Annotated in this window: 22 protein-coding genes; 16 read left to right on the forward strand and 6 right to left on the reverse strand. The window is 52.7% G+C overall.

Features of this window, described 5'->3' with window-relative positions:
* Positions 1 to 43 precede the first annotated feature (43 nt).
* The 3 genes from EHSB41UT_RS21100 to EHSB41UT_RS21110 form a co-directional block, all read right to left on the reverse strand.
* Positions 44 to 1,309 (reverse strand): HlyC/CorC family transporter, encoded by a 1,266-nt coding sequence (locus tag EHSB41UT_RS21100; RefSeq protein WP_087112854.1) that lies wholly within the window; start codon positions 1,307 to 1,309, stop codon positions 44 to 46.
* A gap of 12 nt (positions 1,310 to 1,321) precedes the next feature.
* Positions 1,322 to 2,116, reverse strand: coding sequence for a cytochrome C assembly family protein (locus EHSB41UT_RS21105; RefSeq protein ID WP_087112855.1), 795 nt, complete (start codon positions 2,114 to 2,116; stop codon positions 1,322 to 1,324).
* Positions 2,117 to 2,194: 78 nt separating this feature from the next.
* On the reverse strand, positions 2,195 to 3,664 hold the full coding sequence (locus tag EHSB41UT_RS21110; protein WP_087112856.1) for an AAA family ATPase: 1,470 nt from the start codon (positions 3,662 to 3,664) through the stop codon (positions 2,195 to 2,197).
* Between the two features lie 188 nt (positions 3,665 to 3,852).
* On the opposite strand from EHSB41UT_RS21110, the gene ffh reads away from it, so the two are divergent.
* Positions 3,853 to 5,295: a signal recognition particle protein gene (ffh, locus tag EHSB41UT_RS21115; RefSeq protein WP_087112857.1), complete on the forward strand. Its 1,443-nt coding sequence runs from the start codon at positions 3,853 to 3,855 to the stop codon at positions 5,293 to 5,295.
* An 89-nt stretch (positions 5,296 to 5,384) separates the two neighbouring features.
* Here ffh and EHSB41UT_RS21120 read toward each other — a convergent pair whose 3' ends face one another.
* Positions 5,385 to 6,869 (reverse strand): hypothetical protein, encoded by a 1,485-nt coding sequence (locus tag EHSB41UT_RS21120; protein WP_133060605.1) that lies wholly within the window; start codon positions 6,867 to 6,869, stop codon positions 5,385 to 5,387.
* A 295-nt stretch (positions 6,870 to 7,164) separates the two neighbouring features.
* Between EHSB41UT_RS21120 and rpsP the strand changes: the two genes are divergently transcribed.
* From rpsP to recJ, 10 genes are all read left to right on the forward strand, one after another.
* Positions 7,165 to 7,401 (forward strand): 30S ribosomal protein S16, encoded by a 237-nt coding sequence (gene rpsP, locus EHSB41UT_RS21125; protein ID WP_087112859.1) that lies wholly within the window; start codon positions 7,165 to 7,167, stop codon positions 7,399 to 7,401.
* The gene (rimM, locus tag EHSB41UT_RS21130) at positions 7,401 to 7,976 is read left to right on the forward strand and encodes a ribosome maturation factor RimM (RefSeq protein WP_087112860.1); all 576 of its coding nucleotides are present in this window, start codon (positions 7,401 to 7,403) and stop codon (positions 7,974 to 7,976) included. Before rpsP ends, rimM begins: the two co-directional genes overlap by 1 nt.
* 20 nt (positions 7,977 to 7,996) lie before the next feature.
* Positions 7,997 to 8,770: a tRNA (guanosine(37)-N1)-methyltransferase TrmD gene (gene trmD, locus EHSB41UT_RS21135; RefSeq protein WP_087112861.1), complete on the forward strand. Its 774-nt coding sequence runs from the start codon at positions 7,997 to 7,999 to the stop codon at positions 8,768 to 8,770.
* A gap of 47 nt (positions 8,771 to 8,817) precedes the next feature.
* A complete protein-coding gene (gene rplS / locus EHSB41UT_RS21140; protein WP_087112862.1) occupies positions 8,818 to 9,171 on the forward strand; it encodes a 50S ribosomal protein L19 in 354 nt (117 codons plus the stop codon).
* Positions 9,172 to 9,284: 113 nt separating this feature from the next.
* Entirely contained in the window at positions 9,285 to 10,196 is a 912-nt protein-coding gene (gene xerD / locus EHSB41UT_RS21145) for a site-specific tyrosine recombinase XerD (RefSeq protein ID WP_242667385.1), read from the forward strand.
* Between the two features lie 92 nt (positions 10,197 to 10,288).
* A complete protein-coding gene (locus EHSB41UT_RS21150; protein ID WP_087112863.1) occupies positions 10,289 to 11,044 on the forward strand; it encodes a thioredoxin fold domain-containing protein in 756 nt (251 codons plus the stop codon).
* A 204-nt stretch (positions 11,045 to 11,248) separates the two neighbouring features.
* Entirely contained in the window at positions 11,249 to 12,547 is a 1,299-nt protein-coding gene (locus EHSB41UT_RS21155; protein WP_087112864.1) for a homoserine dehydrogenase, read from the forward strand.
* Between the two features lie 22 nt (positions 12,548 to 12,569).
* Entirely contained in the window at positions 12,570 to 13,973 is a 1,404-nt protein-coding gene (thrC, locus tag EHSB41UT_RS21160; RefSeq protein ID WP_087112865.1) for a threonine synthase, read from the forward strand.
* A gap of 146 nt (positions 13,974 to 14,119) precedes the next feature.
* Positions 14,120 to 14,572, forward strand: coding sequence for a GNAT family N-acetyltransferase (locus tag EHSB41UT_RS21165; RefSeq protein ID WP_087112866.1), 453 nt, complete (start codon positions 14,120 to 14,122; stop codon positions 14,570 to 14,572).
* An 81-nt stretch (positions 14,573 to 14,653) separates the two neighbouring features.
* Positions 14,654 to 16,396, forward strand: coding sequence for a single-stranded-DNA-specific exonuclease RecJ (gene recJ, locus EHSB41UT_RS21170; protein ID WP_087112867.1), 1,743 nt, complete (start codon positions 14,654 to 14,656; stop codon positions 16,394 to 16,396).
* 15 nt (positions 16,397 to 16,411) lie between these two features.
* Here recJ and EHSB41UT_RS21175 read toward each other — a convergent pair whose 3' ends face one another.
* Both EHSB41UT_RS21175 and EHSB41UT_RS24380 read right to left on the reverse strand, forming a co-directional pair.
* On the reverse strand, positions 16,412 to 16,729 hold the full coding sequence (locus tag EHSB41UT_RS21175; RefSeq protein ID WP_242667386.1) for a SemiSWEET transporter: 318 nt from the start codon (positions 16,727 to 16,729) through the stop codon (positions 16,412 to 16,414).
* 12 nt (positions 16,730 to 16,741) lie between these two features.
* Entirely contained in the window at positions 16,742 to 17,944 is a 1,203-nt protein-coding gene (locus EHSB41UT_RS24380) for a J domain-containing protein (protein WP_165767366.1), read from the reverse strand.
* A gap of 235 nt (positions 17,945 to 18,179) precedes the next feature.
* Between EHSB41UT_RS24380 and prfB the strand changes: the two genes are divergently transcribed.
* The 5 genes from prfB (at position 18,180) to ung (ending at position 22,928) form a co-directional block, all read left to right on the forward strand.
* Positions 18,180 to 19,275 (forward strand): peptide chain release factor 2 gene (gene prfB, locus EHSB41UT_RS21185; RefSeq protein ID WP_106408285.1). Its coding sequence is split into 2 segments (ribosomal slippage): positions 18,180 to 18,251 and positions 18,253 to 19,275, totalling 1,095 coding nucleotides; the frame shifts between segments, so codons are not numbered across the junction.
* Between the two features lie 122 nt (positions 19,276 to 19,397).
* Positions 19,398 to 20,936 carry a lysine--tRNA ligase gene (lysS, locus tag EHSB41UT_RS21190; protein ID WP_207626725.1) on the forward strand — a complete coding sequence of 513 codons (1,539 nt, stop codon included), beginning with the start codon at positions 19,398 to 19,400 and terminating at the stop codon, positions 20,934 to 20,936.
* Between the two features lie 126 nt (positions 20,937 to 21,062).
* Positions 21,063 to 21,812, forward strand: a complete 750-nt coding sequence (locus tag EHSB41UT_RS21195) for a TetR/AcrR family transcriptional regulator (protein WP_087112868.1) — start codon at positions 21,063 to 21,065, stop codon at positions 21,810 to 21,812.
* A 78-nt stretch (positions 21,813 to 21,890) separates the two neighbouring features.
* On the forward strand, positions 21,891 to 22,205 hold the full coding sequence (locus EHSB41UT_RS21200) for a PA3694 family proteiin (RefSeq protein WP_087112869.1): 315 nt from the start codon (positions 21,891 to 21,893) through the stop codon (positions 22,203 to 22,205).
* Between the two features lie 12 nt (positions 22,206 to 22,217).
* Entirely contained in the window at positions 22,218 to 22,928 is a 711-nt protein-coding gene (gene ung, locus EHSB41UT_RS21205; protein WP_087112870.1) for a uracil-DNA glycosylase, read from the forward strand.
* The last annotated feature ends 3 nt before the right edge of the window (positions 22,929 to 22,931 follow it).

Genomic DNA, 22,931 nt, shown 5'->3' on the forward strand with positions numbered 1-22,931 from the left:
ATGAGAGGTTCCAGATTTGTGCCAGGAACCTCTCGATGAGACATTATTCTTTCGGCACAGTCCACATCTGTACCGTCTGCACCCGGTTATCCTGAATCTGCAGGATTTCCATCCGGTACTTGTTGTCTACCACCATGCAGACACCATGCTCCGGAATTTCTTCCAGATGCTCAGTGACCAGACCATTGATGGTTTTCGGGCCTTCCACCGGCAGCTCCCAGTGCAGAGTCTTGTTGATATCCCGAATGTTCGCTGAGCCATCCATAATAAAGCTACCATCGCCCTGTGGCTGGATATCATGGTTGTGGTCTTCGGTATCGGTGGTGAAGTCACCGACAATCTCTTCAAGAATATCTTCCAGCGTCACCAGACCCAGAACATCACCGTACTCATCAACCACAAAGGCTGAGCGCAGTTTCTTTTTCTGGAAGTTCACCAGCTGGGTGTGCAGCGGGGTGATTTCGGGAACAAAGTAAGGCTCAGAGGTTTCATTCAGCAGGGCGGCCTTGTTGATATCTTCCATATTGAGCAGGCGGGCGACATTACGCATGTGCAGCATGCCGATAATATTGTTGATATCGCCTTTGTAGACCGGCACCCGAGTGTGCTGGGCATTGCGGAGTTGCTCAAGAATCTCTTCGATATCTTCCTCAATATCGATCCCGATAATTTCGTTACGGGGGATCATGATGTCATCCACCGTCACCTTTTCCAGATCGAGAATGCTCAGCAGCATACTCTTATGGCGGGTCGGGATAAGGGTGCCGGCCTCGTTCACGACGGTGCGCAGCTCTTCCTGACTCAGCTGGTCGCCACTGGCTTCATCAGGGTTGACTCGCATCAGTCGCAACAGACCATTGGAGATAGTGTTGGCGGACCAGACCAGCGGGTAAAGAATCTTCAGCAGAGGCTTCAGGATCAATGAGGATGGGAAGGCAAAGCGTTCCGGATGAAGAGCGGCGAGGGTCTTCGGCGTTACCTCACTGAATATCAGTACAGCCAGAGTCAGCAGTAGAGTGGCTGCAGCAATACCTCCATCCCCCCAGACTCGAATAGCGATAACGGTGGTGATCGCGGCAGACAGGTTATTAACAAAATTGTTACCGATCAGGATAACGCCGATCAGGCGGTCCGGACGGTCAAGCAGTTCGCTGGTGCGCTGGGCGCCTTTGTGGCCGCTGCGGGACAGGTGGCGCAGGCGGTAGCGGTTCAGGGCCATCATGCCGGTCTCGGAACCGGAGAAGAATGCAGACAGTAACAGCAGAAAAACCAGTACGCCCAGCAGTATGCCGATGGGTGCTTCGTTCAAGGTGGTGTGCTCTCAGTTAATAACCATGTCCATGATGAATTTACTGCCGAAGAACGCAAGCATCAGCAGTGAAAAACCACTCAGGGTCCAGCGAATGGCTGTTTTGCCCCGCCAGCCCATAACGGTGCGGCCACCGAGAAGGATGGCAAACAGGATCCAGGCCAGAACCGACAGTACGGTTTTATGGGCAACATGCTGGGCAAACATATCCTGCAAGAACAGGAAGCCGCTGCCCAGACTCAGGGTCAGCAGAATCAGGCCAGCCCAGAGGAATTCAAAGAGTAGCTTTTCCATGGTCTGCATCGGCGGGAAGGCCTGAATAACGCTGTTCTGATGGTGACCTTTCAGCAGGTTTTCCTGATAGGCCAGCAGGACAGCCTGGAAAGCGGCAACCGTCAGGGTGCTGTAGGCCAGTATGGAAATCAGAATATGGCCAACCATGCCCGGAGCTCTGTTCATCAGCAGAGTTGGTTTGGTCGAGATGAATGTACTTGAGGCAATCGCGGCAATGGCGACAGGGAGCAGAACAACCAGCAGGTTCTCTACCGGCTTGCGGATGCTGCTCAGAAGCAGGATAAGAATCACCAGCCAGGAGCTGAGTGAACCTGCGGCATAAAAATTGAGATTAATGCCTTCAGGCTGGTGGAGCACATGATAAATGCTGAACGCCTGCGCACCAGCACCGATCAGTGCGAGCAATTGAACTATTGCCTTTTTTATATCCCGTCCCTGGATGCGCAGCCACTGACAGAGTGCACTGAACGCATAGAAAACGATGGCAACGGTACTGAATGTTTCTACTGACATCGATCCACCTTCCTCACCAGCTCAGAGTTTGGCATAAGCCTGTCCGAGGGTGAAGAGGCGAGACCGTTGATCTTGCGGTTAAATGCGATCTAGATAGAACTCAAACTGGCTGGAAATCAATTTTTCCATACTGCGTAATCCAGGATCATCGTCATTATCTATAAATGCTTTCAGCTCGGCGTAGGCCTCATCCGGAAAGTTGAAGGCCTCCATTTCACCGCCCAGTGAGCGGAAGCTCTTCTCAAACTTCGGAATTATGGATTCTCTGGCAATGTTGAGTTTTGCCTGTTTGCTGAACCCGGCAAAGGTCAAAGTCTCCAGCCGTGATGCGAGCGCTTCCAGTCGCGGATTGCTTCTGGCCAGCTCCCGAATGTCCTGATTGCCGGCCAGAATAATAATGTCTGGCAGGGTGATCGTAGTTTTCAGATAAGGGGAGTAGAAGTGGCGTTTGGTCGGGTCGAGCAGCTTTAACATAAAGCTCAACACTTCTTCTGAACGTTTGTCATCAGAGGTCAGCAGGCGGTCAAACTCATCAATCAGCAGAATCTGGTTCTGATGATTGATATCGTTGATGGAGTTGGTATTGGCAATAATGGCATCCAGCAGCCGTCCGGCTTTGGCGTCATAACTTTCAAAAGGCGTTCCGACGATATCATCAATGCTGGCACCGTCGAGGGTTACGCTGGCCAGTGTCGTACCCATGGCTTCTGCGAGTTTGTGCGCTGCATGGGTTTTGCCTGTGCCGGGAGCGCCCTGAAAATAAATAGGGTGACGGTTTCCGGGGCGAGGGGACATCTTCTGGTAGAGAATTTCGGTGCGGGCAAAGCGATCAAGGCGTTCAATCACCTTATCCGGGAAGTTGCGCAGCGCGGCATCGACGGCTTTTGGCGTGTAATGCTGCTCGCGAATATAGACCGGCAAACGCAGAGCCTTATCCAGAATTTTGTGGATTCTTTCTACTCCGGCGCTGCTCGGGGACTGCCAGAAGCTATAGAACACTTCGTTCTCGATATAGGACTGTGTGCTGGCAGGCAGCAGATGCCGTTTGCTTCCGTAAGCGATGATCAGCTCTCGCTCCGGTAGTGTGGGAGGGAACAAGGCAAAGTAAATGGCAGTAGAGGCGTAAAAGGCCGGCAGTGCGGGAATCAGCATGCCCAGAGGCGTGAGTCCGGCGATCACTTGCTGAGCCTCCCAGGGGAGAGTTGCGAACTTGCTCAACAGCCAGTTTCGTTTTAGCAGGACTGGCAGGGTGACGGCGGCGATCGGCATGCCGTAACTGGCAGCCGTGAAACCGGCATATTCCCGGACGGCAAAGTTGAGACGATCCGCAGAGCGTGATTTCTGGTTGGCGACCTGTTCGACAGTGGGCAGCTGGCTGATGTCTTCGCTCTCTATGCGTTCAAAGAAACGCTGGCTTGCGAGATAGCTTCGGGTGTACTGCACCTGTGTGGATTCCATGCCAACGATCTGATCGCCATGGACGGTACTGATAGACAGGATCAATAAAAGAGCGATCAGAGGTAACGGATAGGGATTACGGCCAGACATATCTGTTGTAAACCTGCTCAGACGGAAGCTGGAAATATAGACGGACGAATAACTCTGGCGTCCGATGGGGCAGAGAGATTTGTAACCGCAGAGTTTTTCTTTGCGTCCTTCCGTGAAAGGGTGCCGTACTGCACAGGGAACAGGTATACTCCACTGTTTTATGGACGCCAGGATCAAGAGAGCGCCGGATGTTCGAGAATCTTTCTGACCGCCTGTCGAGGACGCTGCAGCATGTCACCGGCCAGGCGAAGCTGACCGAAGACAATATTAAAGACACCCTCCGTGAAGTGCGTATGGCACTGTTGGAGGCCGATGTTGCCCTGCCGGTCGTCAAGGAATTCGTAAACCGGGTGCGTGAGCGCGCCATTGGTGAAGAAGTCCAGCAGAGCCTGAGCCCGGGCCAGGTCTTCGTGAAGATCGTTAATAACGAACTGATCGATGTCATGGGCGCAGCCAATGATGAGCTGAATCTGGCGACCCAGCCGCCAGCCGTTATTCTGATGGCAGGTCTGCAGGGTGCGGGTAAGACCACCTCTGTGGCCAAGCTCTCCAAGTGGCTGAGTGAGCGCAAAAAGAAATCTGTGCTGGTGGCCTCTGCCGACGTTTACCGTCCGGCGGCGATCAAGCAGTTGGAAACTCTGGCCGGCGAAGTGGGTGCGACCTTCTTCCCGTCCTCTACCGATCAGAAGCCGGTTGATATTGCCCGCAATGCGATTCAGGAAGCGCGCCTGAAGCATAAAGATGTGGTCATCATCGATACCGCGGGTCGTCTGCACGTTGATGCGGACATGATGGATGAGATCAAGGAGCTCCACGCCGCGATCAATCCAATCGAAACCCTGTTTGTGGTTGATGCCATGACTGGTCAGGATGCCGCCAACACCGCCAAAGCGTTTGGTGATGCCCTGCCACTGACCGGTGTGATCCTGACCAAGGCTGATGGTGATGCCCGTGGTGGTGCTGCGCTGTCCGTACGTCATATCACCGGCAAGCCCATCAAGTTCCTGGGTATGGGCGAGAAGATCGACGCCCTGGAGCCGTTCCACCCTGAGCGTATCGCCTCCCGTATTCTGGGTATGGGTGACATCCTCTCCCTGGTGGAAGAGGCTGAGCGCAAGCTGGACAAGAAGAAGGCTGACAAGCTCGTATCCAAGCTCAAGAAGGGCAAGGGTTTCGATCTGGAAGACTTCCGTGATCAGCTGCAGCAGATGAAAAACATGGGCGGCATGGCCGGCCTGATGGACAAGCTGCCAGGTATGGGTGGTATGAGTCAGATGGCTCAGACCCCGGAAGCCAACAAAATGTTTGTGCAGATGGAAGCCATCATTAACTCCATGACGCCAAAAGAGCGCCGTAACCCGGATCTGCTGAACGGTTCCCGCAAGAAACGTATCGCTGCCGGTTCCGGTACCCAGATTCAGGACATCAATCGTCTGGTCAAGCAGCACAAGCAGATGGCCAAAATGATGAAGAAGATGACCGGTAAGGGTGGTATGGCGAAGATGATGCGTGGCCTCGGCTCCCTGAAAGGCCAGCTGCCAGGCGGCATGGGTGGAATGGGAGGCATGGGCGGTATGGGTGGCCCAGGCGGAATGCTGCCTCCGGGCGGCGGCAAGAAATTCCCGTTCTGAGGTCGTCTTTCGATTCCTCTTTCGCGATAAATAAAAGATAGATACAAGTAAGCCCCTGTTTGAGATGTTTCTCGCAGGGGCTTTTTTGGTTATTGGGTTTTACCGATGGCTCTAGAGTGGCCCGAGCCATGGGGCAGGTGGAGTTGCTGGAAGTTTTGAATCATTGCCGGCATTGGTTGAACGGGATCGTGGGATGAGTCGAACTTGTGATATCTCTCAGACTTGGGGTTCGGATCTTTTGCCTTGGTGACGCTTATGCTGAATGTTGCATTACGACCATCAAGAAGGGAGAAGAAATGCTCATAGCTCATGTCGCTGCTGTAGCTCAGCGTTGATGAGTAGTTTGAGTGTTCCCATAGCCAATGTCGCCAATCACCAAAGTGACCAATCAGAACGCGTTCTCCAACAGGGGGATGCCAAAAAATCTGTATGTCTCTTGCCTTCATAAAGTAAAAGAAACGCTTTTTGTTCTCTTTGACCACTTGGGTCTCGATATGTTTTTTTTGATGGAAGGATGGTTGTGTGGTGCCCTGTTGGGGGTAAAGATCCCTCAGGCTGGCAATTGTGGCATAGGAATCCGGAGTATAAATATGAGTTGTCAGTTTTGATTTTTGATTGGTAAGGGCAAGGCCAAAGATTTCCCCATCAATTTCAATCCAGCTGGACCCTGCCCCGTTGCAGGCTTTGGCCTCCGGGGTTGGTGTTCCGTCGGCTCCCCGTGTGTGCAGAAGGGCATCGTAGGGAACTTCATAGGTGAAGGCATAGCCGTTTTCGGGAGTGACCAGAAGGTCGCGTTTTAGAAAGGCGCTCGGTGTTATGGCAAGTCTGAGGGTGTTTTGATCCCACTCATCTTTGAATTTGTTCCAATCTCCACTGCTGCCAATATCGACGAATGAGTGTTCGCATCCAACCAGACCGAAAGAGAATGCTTTGGTTTTCTTTTTTTTCTTGTGGACAAAGGTCAGGGTGCTATAAAAGCTTGAGGACTCAGTCTCGGTGCTTTTTAGCAGGCCTGATGTGAAGCGCGTTGGTACTTTAGCGCCTGAGTTTTGTGATTCCACGTACCTGTTAAGGTTCTGAAGCGTAACCAGAATCCGGCCGCGCTTTTCTGCACTTCCTGCACCATTTGGGAAAAGCCAGATCTCGGCAGTGTAGTGATCTGTCTTTTTCAAGTTGTGGTCAGCCTGTGAAAACTGAATGGGCGTTTTGATATAGCTTCCTGGGGGGAAGGTTTTGGCGTCTATATCATCATAGGAAATATCGAGGAATTGCTTTCCTGCGTCCTCGCTTTTCATGGAGACCGGTGCCAGTTCCTGGCTGTCAAACACCAGATATTGAATGCCGTCTATTTCCAGATAGCTTTCGTGCGTGGTTCCTTGTGAGTAAGGGGGCGGCCCGCCTTCGTCTATTTCGTTATCGTCTGTATCTTCTATAAGAGCTTCAGATTCTGTTGTTATTTTGCCTTTGCGGCCGCAGTAACCTTGTTCAGGGTGAAGCAAGGCGCTGAAAAGAATTCCAAAGCATAGGGTGGCTAATAATCTGGTTGACCAAAGGTTGGTTCCAAGGCGGGTCAAAACGCGGCTCCAAGTGTTCTCCTGAGGGGGCGGGTCAGTATAGGACAGGCTTTATAGGTGGTTGCGGCAGCTGGGCTTAGGTTATTCCGCTAATCTGTCTTCTGATATCTGCAGGTTGCATAAAGATGAAATTATCGTAGAATGTTGCGCCTTTACGGGGGAAGGCTCGGGCTTTCTCTCGGCCGGGTGAAGGAATCGGAATGCTCTGCTTGCAGATCAGGAAGATGGCTTTTCCCATCGGTAAGATTTCGTCGTTTTGCCGTAAAGCATCGCTGACATAGGAAGAGATAATTCCATGGTAACTATTCGTCTTGCACGTGGCGGTTCTAAGAAGCGTCCTTTTTACCATCTGACCGTTGCTGACAGCCGTAACGCCAGCACTGGCCGTTTCATCGAGCGCGTAGGTTTCTTTAACCCACAGGCTCGTGGCCAGGAAGAGCGTCTGCGTGTTGATGCTGACCGTGTTGATCACTGGGTCAAGCAGGGCGCACAGATGAGCGATCGCGTTAAGCAACTGCTGAAAAGCGCTTAATGCACGCGGAAGGTAAAGCACCTTCTGCCGGAGCTGCTGAGAAGTCCGATGACCTGGTCATGGGGCGCATTACAGCAGTGTACGGGATCAAGGGCTGGGTCAAGGTGTATTCGTTCACCGCGCCCATGACCAATGTCCTGAACTATCGGCAGTGGCGTTTGCGATACCCGGATGGTCGTCAAGAGACTGTCCAACTCGACAATGGCCGTACCCACGGTAAGGGCTTGATTGCCCTGATCGCGAAGACGGCGGACCGGAACCAGGCGGAACGATTTATCGGCGCTGAAATTCTGGTTAACAGTCGGGATCTGCCAGAACCGGATGATGGTGAGTTTTACTGGCACCAGCTTGAAGGTCTGACAGTATTGGCCCGGGATGAAGACGGCAACGAAAGCAATCTGGGCAAGGTTCATCACCTGATGGAAACCGGCGCGAATGATGTTCTGGTGGTGCGTGGCGCCAGCGGCAGCATCGACAGACGGGAACGTCTGATTCCGTGGCTGGAAGAGCAGGTGGTTACCGAAGTGAACCTTGAACAAGGGTTCATCCGGGTCGATTGGGATCCGGAGTTTTAAGTACTTTGAGTACACAAGCAATGAGGTTTGATGTTGTAACACTCTTTCCTGACATGCTGGCAACGATCACAGATTTTGGCGTGACGGGGCGGGCCTGCAGGCAGGGGCTGATTGAAGTGAATACCTGGAACCCCAGGGACTACACTCATGACCGACATCGAACAGTGGATGACCGGCCTTTTGGCGGTGGTCCCGGCATGTTGATGAAAATTCAACCTCTGCGTGATGCAATACAGGCAGCCAGAGAGGCTGCTGGTCCTGACACGACAGTCATTTATCTTTCGCCCCAGGGTCGCAGACTCGATCAGGCGGGAGTAAAGGAACTGGCCTCACGGAAGAAGCTGGTTTTAGTGGCGGGACGGTACGAAGGCATAGATGAGCGGCTTGTTGCCGAAGAGATTGACGAAGAGTGGTCTCTCGGTGATTTTGTCCTGAGTGGCGGTGAACTGCCGGCCATGACCCTTATCGACGCCGTATCGCGCTTTGTACCGGGCACCCTGGGTCATCAGGATTCCGCGCAGGAAGATTCGTTTGCCGAAGGCTTGCTTGACTGTCCTCACTACACCCGACCTGAGGTGTTTGAAGGCAGATCGGTTCCGGAAGTTTTGCTATCCGGCAACCATGAGCGCATCAGGCAGTGGCGGCTGAAGCAGTCACTGGGGCGGACATGGTTAAGGCGTCCAGACCTTCTCGAAGGCCGGACGATGACTGGTGAAGAAGAGCGGCTGCTGTCGGAATTTATTCGCGAACATCATGATGCGGATAATGATCAGACAGTAGGCGAGCAAAACTGAATTTCTGACGGTTTCTCGATACCGACTAATTGGGAGCAACAGAGCAAATGAGCAAGAACAAAATCATTCAGCAGATCGAAGCTGAACAGATGCAGAAGGAAATCCCTTCTTTTGCACCTGGCGACACCGTAGTAGTACAGGTTCGCGTTAAGGAAGGTAACCGTGAGCGTCTGCAGGCTTACGAAGGCGTTGTAATTGGCAAGCGTAACCGCGGCCTGAACTCTGCTTTCACCGTACGTAAGATCTCCAGCGGCACTGGCGTTGAGCGTACCTTCCAGACTTACAGCCCTCTGGTGGCAAGCATCGAAGTTAAGCGTCGTGGTGACGTGCGCAAGGCTAAGCTGTACTACCTGCGCGAGCGTAGCGGTAAAGCTGCTCGTATCAAGGAAAAGCTGGGCTAAACCTCACTTACACCCTAACGCTTTGCGACAAAACGACGAGAAAAAGGCAGCCCTTGTGGCTGCCTTTTTTTATAATCGAATAAATTACCCGCTCGTTTACAAGGGACTGTTCATTGTCCACCAAGGCTGCCAAACCTATTTTGCCACCGGATCTGGTGGACTATCTGGATTTCCTCTGGCTGGAAAAAGGCTTGAGTGAGAACAGTCGTCAGGCTTACCGCCGCGACCTGTTGCAGTTGCACCAGTGGCTGCAGGAGCAGTCAGTTTCTCTGCGCGAGTTGGAACGCCATCATCTGCAATCCTTTCTGGCCTGGCGTACCGAGCAGGGCTATAACGCCCGATCCATGGCGCGTCTGCTATCTTCGGTGCGCGGTTTTTATCAGTGGCTGCTGCGTATGGAGCGGATTTCCGAGAATCCTGCGCTGTTGGTGGAATCTCCAAAGATCGGGCGGGCGTTACCGAAAACCCTGACCGAAGACGATGTTGATCAATTGTTAAATGCTCCTGATGTATTAACCGCTATTGGTATGCGTGACCGTGCCATGCTGGAGCTGTTGTATGCTTGTGGTCTTCGTGTGTCGGAACTGGTTGGTCTGGAATTATCCCGCGTGAATCTGCGGCAGGGTGTTCTGCGTATTCAGGGGAAGGGCAGCAAAGAGCGACTCGTACCGCTTGGCGAGGATGCCATAGAATGGCTGGAGCGATATTTTAATGAGGCTCGGCCGGAATTGATGGGAGGCGTCGCCGGGGATGTTTTGTTTCCCGGTCGAGGTGGCCAGTGCATGACCCGCCAGACCTTCTGGCACAGAATTAAAAAATATTCGGTGATTGCGGGTATCGACAAACCGCTTTCACCTCATGTGTTGCGCCATGCGTTTGCGACACATTTGCTGAATCACGGTGCGGACCTGCGGGTTGTTCAGATGTTGCTTGGGCATAGTGATCTTTCTACGACCCAGATTTATACCCATGTGGCTCAGCACCGATTGCAAAAGTTACATGCCCGGCATCATCCGCGGGCTTAAAGATAACTTTGGTAAATCATCTAGGCTTTGGAATAGCCAACAAGAATTTAAAATTCAGGCGGGCGCAAGCCGGCTGCATATAGAGGTAGGACATGCGAAACAAAAATATTCTGGCAGCCATGCTGGTCTCGTTTATGTGTGCTGGGAGCGCTTATGGGGAAACAGAAACTGCCCTCGCTCCAGCCAAGCCAAAAGTGCAGGATGTGATTCAGAGTGGCTTCTCCAAAGTGAATCCAGGTCTGGTGGTTGAGGCGTTACGTCCCAGCCCGGTTCCGGGTGTTTATCTTGCGCAGATGAAAAGTGGCGAACTGCTGTACGTGAGTGAAGACGGCAAGCATATCTTCACCGGTGATCTGATGAGCATTGAAGGCGGAAGCCCGGTGAATCTCACCGAAAAGGTGCGTGGTGAACGTGCTACACAGCAGCTGTCTGCAGTGGATGCCAGAGATATGCTGGTGTTTCCGGCGAAAGGCGAGAAGAAACGGGTGATGTATGTCTTTACGGATGTCAGCTGTGGCTATTGCCGGAAGCTGCACCAGGAGATCCCGGAGCTGAATGCGAAAGGTGTAGAAGTTCGTTATCTGGCATTCCCCCGTGGTGGTCAGCGTTCGCCAGCATATTCGGAGATGGTTTCTGCCTGGTGTGCCAAGGATCGCAATCAGGCTTTGACTACGTTGAAGGCCGGTGGATCTATTCCTTCCGCCACTTGTGATAACCCGGTTATGGACCAGTTCAATCTGGGCGGCGCATTGGGTGTGCGTGGTACGCCGGCCATTTATCTGGATGATGGGCAGTCGATACCAGGTTACCGTCCAGCGCCAGATCTTTTGGATATGATGGGTCTGTAAAAGGACGATATGATTCGACAGAGCCGACTTCTCGAGAGGGGAGTCGGCTTTTTTATTGGTTATTTCTGGGGTTGTCTATGAACAAGTGGGTATCGTGTCACCACGGCTGACGATATAATCGATCACCAGTGCCAGTATCTGCAGAGTAAAAATATACAGGGAGATGCTCTGGCAACAAAAACAACTTCACATGAGGGTGTCAGTTTGAAACCTGTCAAAGTCGGTGTATGCGGTCTTGGCACAGTTGGCAGCGGGACTGTCAATGTTCTGCTCAGAAATGCTGGAATTCTAAAAGCACGAACAGGAAGAGAGATTCAACTGACCCAGATTGGTGCCCGGCGCCCCAATCCCGCCTGCGATACCACAGGTATTGATGTCACCACGGATATTTTTGAAGTCGCGGCCAACCCGGAAATCGATATCGTGGTTGAGCTGATCGGTGGTTATGACGTGGCTCTTCAGCTGGTAAAGACTGCCATTGAAAACGGCAAGCACGTGGTGACTGCCAACAAGGCGCTCATCGCCGAGCATGGTAATGAAATTTTTACTCTCGCCCGTGAAAAGAATGTAATCGTCGCCTATGAGGCCGGTGTGGCCGGTGGCATTCCTGCGATCAAAGCTTTACGTGAAGGTCTGGTTGCCAACCGGATCAGCTGGCTGGCTGGTATTATTAACGGTACCGGCAACTTCATCTTGACCGAAATGAAAGACCGTGGCAGCCCGTTCGCAGATGTACTGAAGGAGGCGCAGGAGCTGGGTTATGCCGAGGCAGATCCCACCTTTGATGTTGAAGGCATCGACGCTGCCCATAAGCTGGCGATCCTGGCTGCCAATGCCTTTGGTACCCCGCTGATGTTCGACAAAACTTACACTGAAGGCATTAGTCGTGTAACTCCGGACGATCTTCGTTATGCCCAGGAGCTGGGGTACCGCATCAAACACCTGGGTATTGCCCGCCAGCGTGAAGGTGGAGTTGAACTGCGCGTTCATCCAACTCTGATCCCTGAGTCCCATCTGCTGGCCAGCGTTAATGGCGTGATGAACAGCGTACTGGTGCAGGGCGATGCCGTAGGGCAGACCATGTACTACGGCCCCGGTGCGGGCAGTGAGCCAACGGCTTCAGCTGTTGTGGCTGATATTGCCGATATTGCCCGCCTGGTTGATGCACCTTCCGCTGCCGTGCCTCCTTTACCTTACAGTGCCGGCACCACGGAAGTGGCGGCTTTACCTATTGGTGATGTGGTAGCCGCCAGCTATTTGCGGATGCGGGTTAAAGACCATCCCGGTGTATTGATGCGGGTGACTGAAGCACTGGGGCAGTACGGGATTAATATTGATGCCCTGCTGCAGAAAGAAAAACGCGAAATTGCTGGTGCGGCAGATATTGTTTTGCTGACCCATGAAATTAAGGAAAGTGTCCTGATGAGTGCCATCCAGGCGATTGAGGCGTTGGATGATATCACCGGTAAAGTGGCCCATATACGGGTTGAGCATTTGGACTGAGAACAGGGCGGGATTTGAGACAATGAAATATATCAGTACCCGGGGGCAGGCGCCGGCACTCGGTTTTGAGGATGTGATGTTGACCGGTCTGGCCAGCGATGGTGGCCTTTATGTTCCGGAAAGTCTGCCGCAGTTCTCACCGGAAGACATGCGCCGTCTGGCTGAACTGGATTACCCGTCGCTGGCGATTGAAATTATTCGTCCGTTTGTTTCTGATTTCTTGAATGAAGAACAGCTGGCCAAGATTGTTAATGACACTTATGGCGTCTTTCGTCATAAGGCCGTCGCGCCTCTGATTCAATTGGATAACAACGAGTGGGTGATGGAATTGTTCCATGGCCCGACGCTGGCCTTTAAGGATTTTGCCCTGCAACTGCTGGGTCGTTTGCTGGATGAGGCGCTGGAGCGCCGTGGTGAGAAGGCAGTTATTCTGGGAGCGACTTCCGGTGATACCGGTTCGGCTGCGATAGAAGGCTGTCGGGCCTGTGAGCATGTGGATATTTTTATCATGCATCCGCACAACCGGGTCTCTGAAGTGCAACGTCGGCAGATGTCCACGGTGATAGCCGATAATGTTCACAATATTGCTATCGAAGGCACCTTTGATGACTGCCAGGCTCTGGTGAAAGCCAGCTTTGCCGATCAGTCTTTCCTGGGGGGGGAGCGTCGTCTGGTGGCAGTGAACTCCATCAACTGGGCCCGGATCATGGCGCAGGTGGTTTACTACTTCCATGCCGCACTTTCGCTGGGAGCACCGGAAAAAGAGGTTTCCTTCTCTGTACCGACCGGCAACTTCGGCGATATCTTTGCCGGTTATATCGCCAAGGGCATGGGGCTGCCGATCAAGCAGCTGATCGTTGCCACTAACCGCAACGATATCCTGCATCGTTTCTTTGCTGATAACAGCTATGCCAAAGAGCAGCTGATGCCGACGCTGTCACCAAGTATGGATATTATGGTATCCAGCAACTTTGAACGTCTGCTGTTTGATATTCATGATCGGGATGGTGCGCAGCTGAAGGCGCTGATGGATGCCTTCGACCAAAGCGGCAGTATTTCGGTAGAACCAGAACGGTGGGAAGCGATTCGTTCCCTGTTCAGCAGTGATCGTGCTTCTGATGAAGAAGTGGTTTCCGTGATCAAGCAGGTCTCGGATGAGTGTGGTGGTTATCTGCTGGATCCGCATACCGCCATTGGTGTGAAAGCGGCCCGCGCCTGTTGGGCTGATCAGTCGACGCCTATGGTGACACTGGCAACTGCACATCCGGTGAAGTTCCCTGATTCTATTATTCGTGCCGGATTGGAAGAACCGACTCTGCCATTGTGGATGGCTGATCTCCATGAGCGTCCGGAGAAATATGATGTGCTGGCAGATGATAAGGCTGGACTGCACGGTTATATCCGCAAGATCCTGAATCTGGGCTAAAAGCTGATATAGCGATTGAAAGGCGACTCTGACGGGTCGCCTTTTTTGTTTGCCTGCGGTGGTATGCGCAGTAAGATGCGAACCCCGCCTTCCCTTTGAACACTCTTTTCCGGGAGTCGGGTTATTCTTATCTGAGTGCTCCTCTTATGTCATATACCCTTCGCATCTACCAACAGGAAGACCTGCAGGCTGTTCTGGACTGTTGGGAAGCGTCTTCCCGGTTTGCACACACCTTTCTTTCCGATGAGCAGATTGCTGATGAGCGTCAGCAGGTGGCTGACATTTATCTGCCCAATACCGAGAGCTGGGTCGTTGATGTTGATGGCGTGGTTGTCGGATTTGTGGGCTTGATCGTTCCGGAGGAGAAATCCGTACCGGTTGAGGTGGGTGGCCTGTTTGTGTTGCCGGAATGCCATGGTCTGGGTTATGGAAAAGCCCTGCTGAATAAAGCGACAGAGCGTCATGGTGTATTGGAGTTGGAAGTGTTTGAAGTGAACGCCAATGGGCGCGGGTTTTACCTGCACTATGGCTTCGAGTTGATTGCACCAGCTGGAGAACGTTACGGTCAGCCTTTGCTGCGTTTGCGCTATACGCCCTGACAATCCTATCGCTGTTAGCGAGATGAATCCTGTGATCCCGTGTTAGGATTACCGGAAATCTTTTTGGAGCTCGCCCGGTCCATGACGGTCACCATTGTCAGACGCGAAGTGACAGATGCCGCTTCCGCTGAACTGCCCCCAAACCTGACACCCCTAATCCAGCGAATCTATCTTGCCCGTGGTATCAGTCATGCCCGTGAGCTGGAGCGTACTCTCCCGTATCTGGAGAGTAACCAGTCGATCAAAGATATTGATAAAGCGGCGGTGCTGCTGGCAGATGCGATCGAGCAGCAGCAACGTATTTTGATTGTTGGGGACTTTGATGCCGATGGTGCGACCAGCTCAGCTCTTGGCGTACTGGCTCTCAGGGCTATGGGCGCGGCCTTTGTTGATTTTCTGGTACCTAACCGGTTTGAATATGGCTATGGTCTGTCTCCGGCGATTGTGGATGTGGCTAAACACCAGCGTCCGGATTTACTGGTGACTGTGGATAACGGTATCTCCAGCATTGACGGTGTGCAGGCGGCGAAAGAGGCCGGAATGAAGGTGTTGGTGACCGATCATCACCTGGCCGGTGAAGTGTTGCCTGATGCTGATGCTATCGTGAACCCGAATCAGCCTGGCTGCCCGTTCCCTGGTAAGAATACCGCCGGTGTTGGGGTGATCTTCTATGTGCTGTGCGCGGTTAGGGCAGAGCTGGAGAAGCGGGGTTGGTTTACTGACCCGCACCATCCACGCCGCAAGCCGAATATGGCCTCCTTCCTCGATATTGTTGCTTTGGGCACCGTTGCCGATGTTGTCGGGCTGGACAGCAATAACCGGATTCTGGTGCACCAGGGGTTAAATCGTATTCGTGCAGGTGCGGCGCGACCAGGAATTCTGGCGTTGGCGGAAGTGGCCAAGCGAGATCCTTCCCGATTGGTGGCTTCTGATCTTGGTTTTGCCCTGGCACCACGGTTGAACGCCGCTGGTCGTCTGGATGATATGTCCCTCGGTATTGAGTTGTTGATCACTGAGGATCCGATGCATGCCCGTTATCTGGCCAGCCAGCTGGACAGCCTCAACCGGGAGCGTCGTGAGATTGAAGGCAGCATGAAGGAGGAAGCTCTGCGTGATCTGGCCAAACTGGAGCTGGATGAAGCGCAGGAGCTGCCGTGGGGTGTTTGTCTGTATCAGGATGACTGGCATCAGGGTGTGATTGGTATTCTGGCCTCCCGGGTCAAAGAAAAGATTCACCGGCCGGTGATTGCCTTTGCTCCCGGTGATGAAGGTCAAATCAAAGGTTCAGCCCGTTCCATTCCCGGCTTTCATATCCGTGATGCTTTGGAAGCTATTTCAACCCGTTATCCGGGTCTGGTTATTAAGTTTGGCGGCCATGCAATGGCGGCAGGCCTGACTATCAATGAGCAGGATTACCCGCAGTTTTCCGATGCCTTTGATCAGGAGGCCCGGCGACTGCTGACGTCTGAACAGTTGGAGTCCTGTCTGGTGACGGATGGTGAATTAACGCCGTTTGAACTGAGTCTGGATACAGCTGAGCAGTTACGGGAAGCCGGTCCCTGGGGGCAGAACTTCCCCGAACCGTTGTTTGACGGCATCTTTGAGTTGCAGGACCAGCGCCTTGTCGGCGGTCATCATCTGAAAATGGTGTTGGTGCCGGAAGGCGGCTCAGACTGGATTGATGCGATCTGGTTCAATATTGATACCCGGCAGTGGCCTGATACTTCAATCAAAAAGGTGCGGGTTGTTTATAAACTGGATATTAATGAGTTCCGGGGCCGCCGCAGTGTGCAGTTGATGGTGGAGCATGTTGAGCCGGTTTGATCCGGAATGAAGCCCTTACCATGTTCCGCCGGTATGCATGTAAATACCGGCGACCATGGTGAGGTACATAAAGAAGCCAAGACCATTGCCTACCCAGATGGTCGGGTTACGGTGATAGAAACCGTAAATTGTCCACAGGCAGGCAATCAGCGAATACATGACCCAGGTGGTCAGTGACAGCCCGACCGCATGGTGACTCTGGGAGCCATAGAGCTTAAGAATCTGGGGTATGGTTGCCAGCGGGCTGACGACTCCCATAACCAGCATCACCGGTTCAAGGGCCTTACCCAGAGCTTCAAGCCAGCCATGTGCGTTTGCAGGTTTATTGTTCAAGACGGGGGATGACTACTTTTTCGATTTGGTTTGAGAAAAGTAGTTCTTTAAAACATCGTTGTGTTTGTTGAGGGTTTTAAAGTCTTCTTCGTTTCCCTTTTTTGACTTGTCCGGATGGTACTTCTTGGCAAGCCTGCGATAACGCTTTTTCACTTCGGGTTCTGATGCGGTTTGTTTGAGGCCAAAAAAGTCGAAGGCCTGTTGAATTTTGTTCAGAGATTCCTCTGGGGTTGTGTTTGCTGCCTTCCTTCTCTTTCGTCTGCTGTATTGGGGCTGAGGGATGGAGCATTTCTTCCAGTAATAAAACGGACGGCTCTCATACTCTCTGTTGTATTCTTCACTCTTTTGAAGAGCTTCATTAGCTTGTTCTTCCAGGGCTGTCAGCTTCTCGCTGAATGCGTCTTTGGCCGCTTTTGCCGGCGCCAGAGGTGTTTCAAAATCAATGAAATCAACCGTAGTCCGTCGATTGGTGATCGGCGTCAGGGTGTTCTCTATCATGGAGCTTGCGAGCGTAATGCGCCGGTCATCTTCACGGGTACCGGTCTCTGCTTTTATCTGGTTGCCCAGATCGCCTACCTGCTGACGCATTGCGATAAGGCGCTCTGTATCCTCATCTCGCAGCCGGTAAAGGGTGAGGTGGGTTTCATGGCGAAGACTTCTGCACTGGTAGTCCAGGTGTTGTTTCTGCTTGTCATATTCACGTTCCAGACTACCCCTTAAGAGGTGAATCTCCTTCAGGATTCTCAGTGCTCGTGTTTCCTTTATGGGGCCAATGGGATAGTCAGTCATCTCGTTGTCCAGAGTCTCAATCGCTGTCAGCTGTTGGCTGTAGACCGGGGCAAGATTTTGCACTGTGGTTTTGGCCTCACTCAAAAGATCTTCATATTTCTTTTTTTGAGTGCTCAGGGTGGCTTGCCACTTCGCTTCCATTTCATCCCCAAGTGTCTGAATCTCCTGTGGAGAGGGAATGCGGCGCAGAGGGCTCGTCTCTGACCGAGAGGGTTGTTGTGGCGAAATCCGGCGCTGCTTGTTGGTGTGATGATCCGGATGATTGGTGGAGGCGCTGGGTGTGAACCTTGCACCGGGCTCGTGAGCGACCAGCTGGGTATTCTTATGGTTGAACCGGGCACTGGAGGTTCTTTTTCTGGTATCCAGTGTCACCTTTTGGAGGCGTAACTGGAGTGTCTTCCTCAGAAGAGATTCTGAACAGTCCATCGTCAACCTCATAAGTCTCAGTCAAATCATTATTTTGAGTAGACTTGATTAGCTCGGTTCACTTTGGCAATCGCTTGGTTGGTATGGATAACGCTCTGGTTGGCAGGTCTAAACCTGTCGATGTGGTAATAACCGGCGAGATTCGTTGCCAGCGGCGGGATAGGCTATTTTGTAACGACTCCCAATCTGTTAGATTTGCGCCCTTGAATTTTAAATTTGTCTTCTGGAAGTAGAGATGGAAATTAATCCAATCCTGAACGATATCAAGGATATGACAGAACGTACTGACGTTCTTAGGGGGTATCTTTGACTATGCCGGCAAGAAAGACCGGCTGATCGAAGTTGAGCGGGAGCTTGAAGACCCCGCAATCTGGAATGAACCTGAGAATGCCCAGGCTTTGGGACGTGAGCGTTCCCAGCTGGAAGCGGTAGTGTCTACGATCGACACTATGGACCAGGGCCTTGCGGATGCCCGCGAGCTGCTGGATATGTCCGTCGAAGACGACGACGAAGACGGCGTGCAGGGTGTTGTCGAAGAACTGGACGCACTACGTGAGCAGCTGGAGAAGTTGGAATTCCGTCGTATGTTCTCCGGCGAGATGGATCCGAACAACGCTTATCTGGATATCCAGGCTGGTTCCGGTGGTACCGAGGCTCAGGACTGGGCCAACATGATGCTGCGCATGTACCTGCGCTGGGGCGAAGACAAAGGCTTCAAGTGCGAGATCATCGAAGCTTCTGCCGGTGAAGTTGCAGGCATCAAATCTGCCACCGTTCAGTTTACCGGTGAGTATGCCTTTGGCTGGCTGCGTACGGAAACTGGCGTTCACCGTCTGGTACGTAAGTCGCCGTTCGACTCCGGCGGCCGTCGTCACACCTCTTTCTCATCCGTATTTGTGTCTCCGGAAATTGACGACAATATCGAGATCGAGATCAATCCGGCCGACCTGCGCATCGACACCTACCGTTCCTCCGGTGCCGGTGGTCAGCACGTTAACACCACCGACTCCGCCGTGCGTATTACCCACGTGCCGTCTGGTATCGTGGTAGCGTGTCAGAACCAGCGTTCCCAGCATCAGAACAAAGACAAAGCCATGCAGCAGCTGAAAGCGAAGTTGTATGAGCAGGAGATGATGAAGCGCTCTGCGGATGCTCAGGCTCTGGAAGACACCAAGTCTGACATCGGCTGGGGCAGCCAGATTCGCTCCTACGTGCTGGATAATTCCCGTATCAAAGACCTGCGTACCGGGGTAGAAACCCGTAATACCCAGGCGGTACTGGATGGCGATCTGGATCGCTTTATCGAAGCCAGTCTCAAGAAAGGGCTTTAGGGCCCGGAAGGCGGCGGGCGGACAAGCGTCCCGCTGTTTTCGTGTTAATATATCGTACTAACGAAATTCCAACGTAAGCGGGGCCATGCGGGCTCCGCTTTCTGATTTTCAGGTCTGAGTCCATGTCGAACGAAGAAAATGTGAATGACGTCGCTCTTGAGCAGCAGGAAGAGAACAAGCTGATTGCCCTGCGCCGTGAGAAACTGGGCGCGATTCGTGAAACCCGTAACGCGTTCCCGAACACTTTCCGTCGTGACAGCTACGCTGGCAAACTTCAGGAAGAAAACAAAGACCTGAGCAAGGAAGAACTGGCGGAACTGAACAAGCACGCCAGCGTAGCCGGCCGGGTTGTACTGAACCGCGGTGCCTTTATGGTTCTGCAGGATATGACCGGTCGTATCCAGGCTTATGTTGACCGTAAAGGTCTGCCAGCTGATATTCTGGCTGAGATCAAGACTCTGGATCTGGGCGATATCATCGGTATCTCCGGTTCTCTGCAGCGCTCCGGTAAGGGCGACCTGTATGTGAACATTGAACAGTTCGAGCTGCTGACCAAGTCTCTGCGTCCACTGCCTGAGAAGCACAAAGGTCTGGCTGATATCGAGCAGCGTTATCGTCAGCGTTATGTGGATCTGATCACTAACGAGAAGTCCCGTGAAACTTTCCGTATCCGCACCAAGCTGGTGGACGGCATTCGTCGTTACCTGAGCGACCGTGACTTTATGGAAGTGGAAACCCCAATGCTGCAGGTGATTCCAGGCGGGGCTTCTGCCCGTCCGTTTATCACCCATCACAACAGCCTCGACCTGCAGATGTACATGCGTATTGCACCGGAGCTGTACCTGAAGCGTCTGGTTGTTGGTGGCTTCGAGCGCGTGTTCGAGATCAACCGCAACTTCCGTAACGAAGGTCTGTCCGTTCGTCACAACCCTGAGTTCACCATGCTGGAGTTCTACCAGTCTTACGCGGACTACAAGGATCTGATGGATCTGACTGAAGATATGCTGCGCACTCTGGCTCAGGATATTCTCGGCACTACTACCGTGATCAATACCGTCCGCAACAGCGAAGGTGAAGTGACTGAAACCATCGAATACGATTTCGGCCAGCCGTTTATCCGTATGACCATGGTGGAATCCATCCTGCACTACAAGCCGGAACTGACCCGTGAGCAGGTGACCGAGTTTGAAGCGGCCAAGCTGGTTGCCAAAGACCTGGGCATTGAAGTGAAGCCAACCTGGGGCCTGGGTAAGGTTCAGACCGAGATCTTTGAAGAAGTGGCCGAGCATCGTCTGATTCAGCCAACCTTTATTACCGAATACCCGGCTGAAGTGTCTCCGCTGGCGCGCCGCAGCGATACTGATCCACATGTCACTGACCGTTTCGAGTTCTTTGTGGGCGGCCGTGAGCTGGCTAACGGTTTCTCCGAGTTGAACGACCCGGAAGACCAGCACGAGCGTTTCATGCAGCAGGTTCGTGAAAAAGACTCTGGCGATGACGAAGCTATGCACTATGATGCCGACTACGTACGCGCTCTTGAGTATGGTCTGCCACCGACTGCGGGTGAGGGCATCGGTATTGACCGTCTGGCCATGTTGTTTACAGATTCACCATCCATCCGTGATGTGATTCTGTTCCCGCATATGCGTCCGGAAGCATAATTGAGAGTTTAAAACACGGCCTCAGGTATCATTTTCCCGGGAGAAGAGTCAGGTTCTTCTTTTGGGAAGATGGTGTCTAAAGGTCTTAATAACGGAACATGATACATACCAACCGGGGCTTTTGAGATGGAAGCGACCAGACCCACTTTAAAACCATCTGTATCATCTGTAGATGAAGAAAGAGCGGTAAAAGAAGAAAAGGTACCTGTCACTTACCAGGGGCGAAAGACCAGCCGGGCCGGCAGTGAGCTGCGCCGAAAGGCCATTCTGGAAGCTGCGCTGCGCATTGTGGTGCGTGATGGGGTTCGGGGTGTTCGTCACCGTGCCGTAGCGAAAGAAGCCGATGTTCCGCTCTCTGCAACCACTTACTACTTCAAAGATATCTCGGACCTGATCACCGATACCTTCACGCTGTTTGCTGAGGTAGGAACCGAGAAATACCGTAATTTCTGGGGCGAATCCAAAGAGCAGCTGATCAATGCTCTGCTGGAACTCAAGGCTGACCCAGCCTCCAAAGAGCGGGTGATGACCAGTGTTGTTGAGGTCATCGTTCACTATCTGCGCAACCAGCTGCTTAATCATCGGGACTACCTGTTGGCAGAACAGGCCTTCCGACTGGAAAGTCTGCGCAATGATAATCTGAAGCAGATTGCCGAGAAGCATACCGGTCTGTTTCTGAAAGACCTGACCGAACTGTTTGTTGTGATTGGCTCCGAATCCCCGGAAGCCGATGCCACTCTGCTGATGCAGCTGATTTACTCTGCCGAGTATGAAGGCCTTCTGCGGCCGGAAGGCGAGTTTGATGAAGTCTGGGCCCGCAAGTTGTTTATGCGAGGTCTGCAGCTGTTTATCGGTACTTTGTTCGCGTCGAAGTAATTCGATCGGCATGCTGCGCTGACAGAGCAAGACATGCCCGTTAGAATGGGCTCTCGCTAAAAAGGGGCGGAGCCCGTTATGTCCACGCCGAAAATGTTTAATCATAAAACCCAGCTGATTCTTGTTGCTCTGGCAACGGTTCTAATCACTGTTTTCACCCTGCATGCCAATGGTTACCTGCGCCACTCTTCAGAGCAGGATGCACTCTATATCTCCGAATTCTCTTTGATTGCCAGTGTGCCCGGTGCCCAGGGACTGGTTTCGACCAAGCCTGCTGATTTTATTGCCCGCTGTGATGGTGGTTATCTGGTGATGGATGCCGCGGAAAAGGTGTCCAAGAATCTGACCGGTGTACTGGTTGATCAGAAAAATCGTCTCATTTCCTGCCGCTGATAGGAATTGCCCATGCCAGAGATCAAACTGGATGAGAGCTGGAAAGCTCGTCTCGGAGAGGAGTTCTCCAAAGAGTACATGCTGCGTCTTCGTGCTTTTTTAATGCAGGAAAAGCAGGCGGGTAAGACCATTTACCCGAAAGGCAGCGAGTTTTTCCGGGCGATGGATCTCACTCCGTTTGATCAGGTCAAGGTAGTGATCTTAGGCCAAGACCCTTATCACGGCCCTGGGCAGGCCCACGGCTTAAGCTTTTCTGTTCGACCGGGTATTCAACAACCGCCTTCGCTGGTGAATATCTTCAAGGAGCTGCAGAGTGACCTGGGGATTCCTCCGGCTCCCCATGGCTGCCTTGAGCAGTGGGCGCGTGAAGGTGTGCTGTTGTTAAACAGCGTGCTGTCGGTGGAACACAAACAGGCGGCATCTCATCAGGGGCAGGGCTGGGAACAGTTTACCGACCGGATTATTCATGCCCTTGCTGAACAGCGGGAGAATCTTGTCTTTATTCTCTGGGGCAGTTATGCCCAGAAGAAAGGCAACTTTATCGATACTTCGCGCCACTGTGTGATCCGATCCCCGCATCCCTCACCACTGTCATCCTACCGGGGATTCTTTGGGAGTCGGCCATTTTCTCAGGCGAATGCCTATCTGATGGAGCATGGTATTGCTCCGGTGAACTGGCAGTTGAGTGAAGTTTGTCAGGAAGAACGGGCAACGTTGGTTTAAGTT

This window comes from Parendozoicomonas haliclonae (assembly GCF_900174585.1).
GTDB classification, from domain to species: Bacteria; Pseudomonadota; Gammaproteobacteria; order Pseudomonadales; family Endozoicomonadaceae; genus Sansalvadorimonas; species Sansalvadorimonas haliclonae.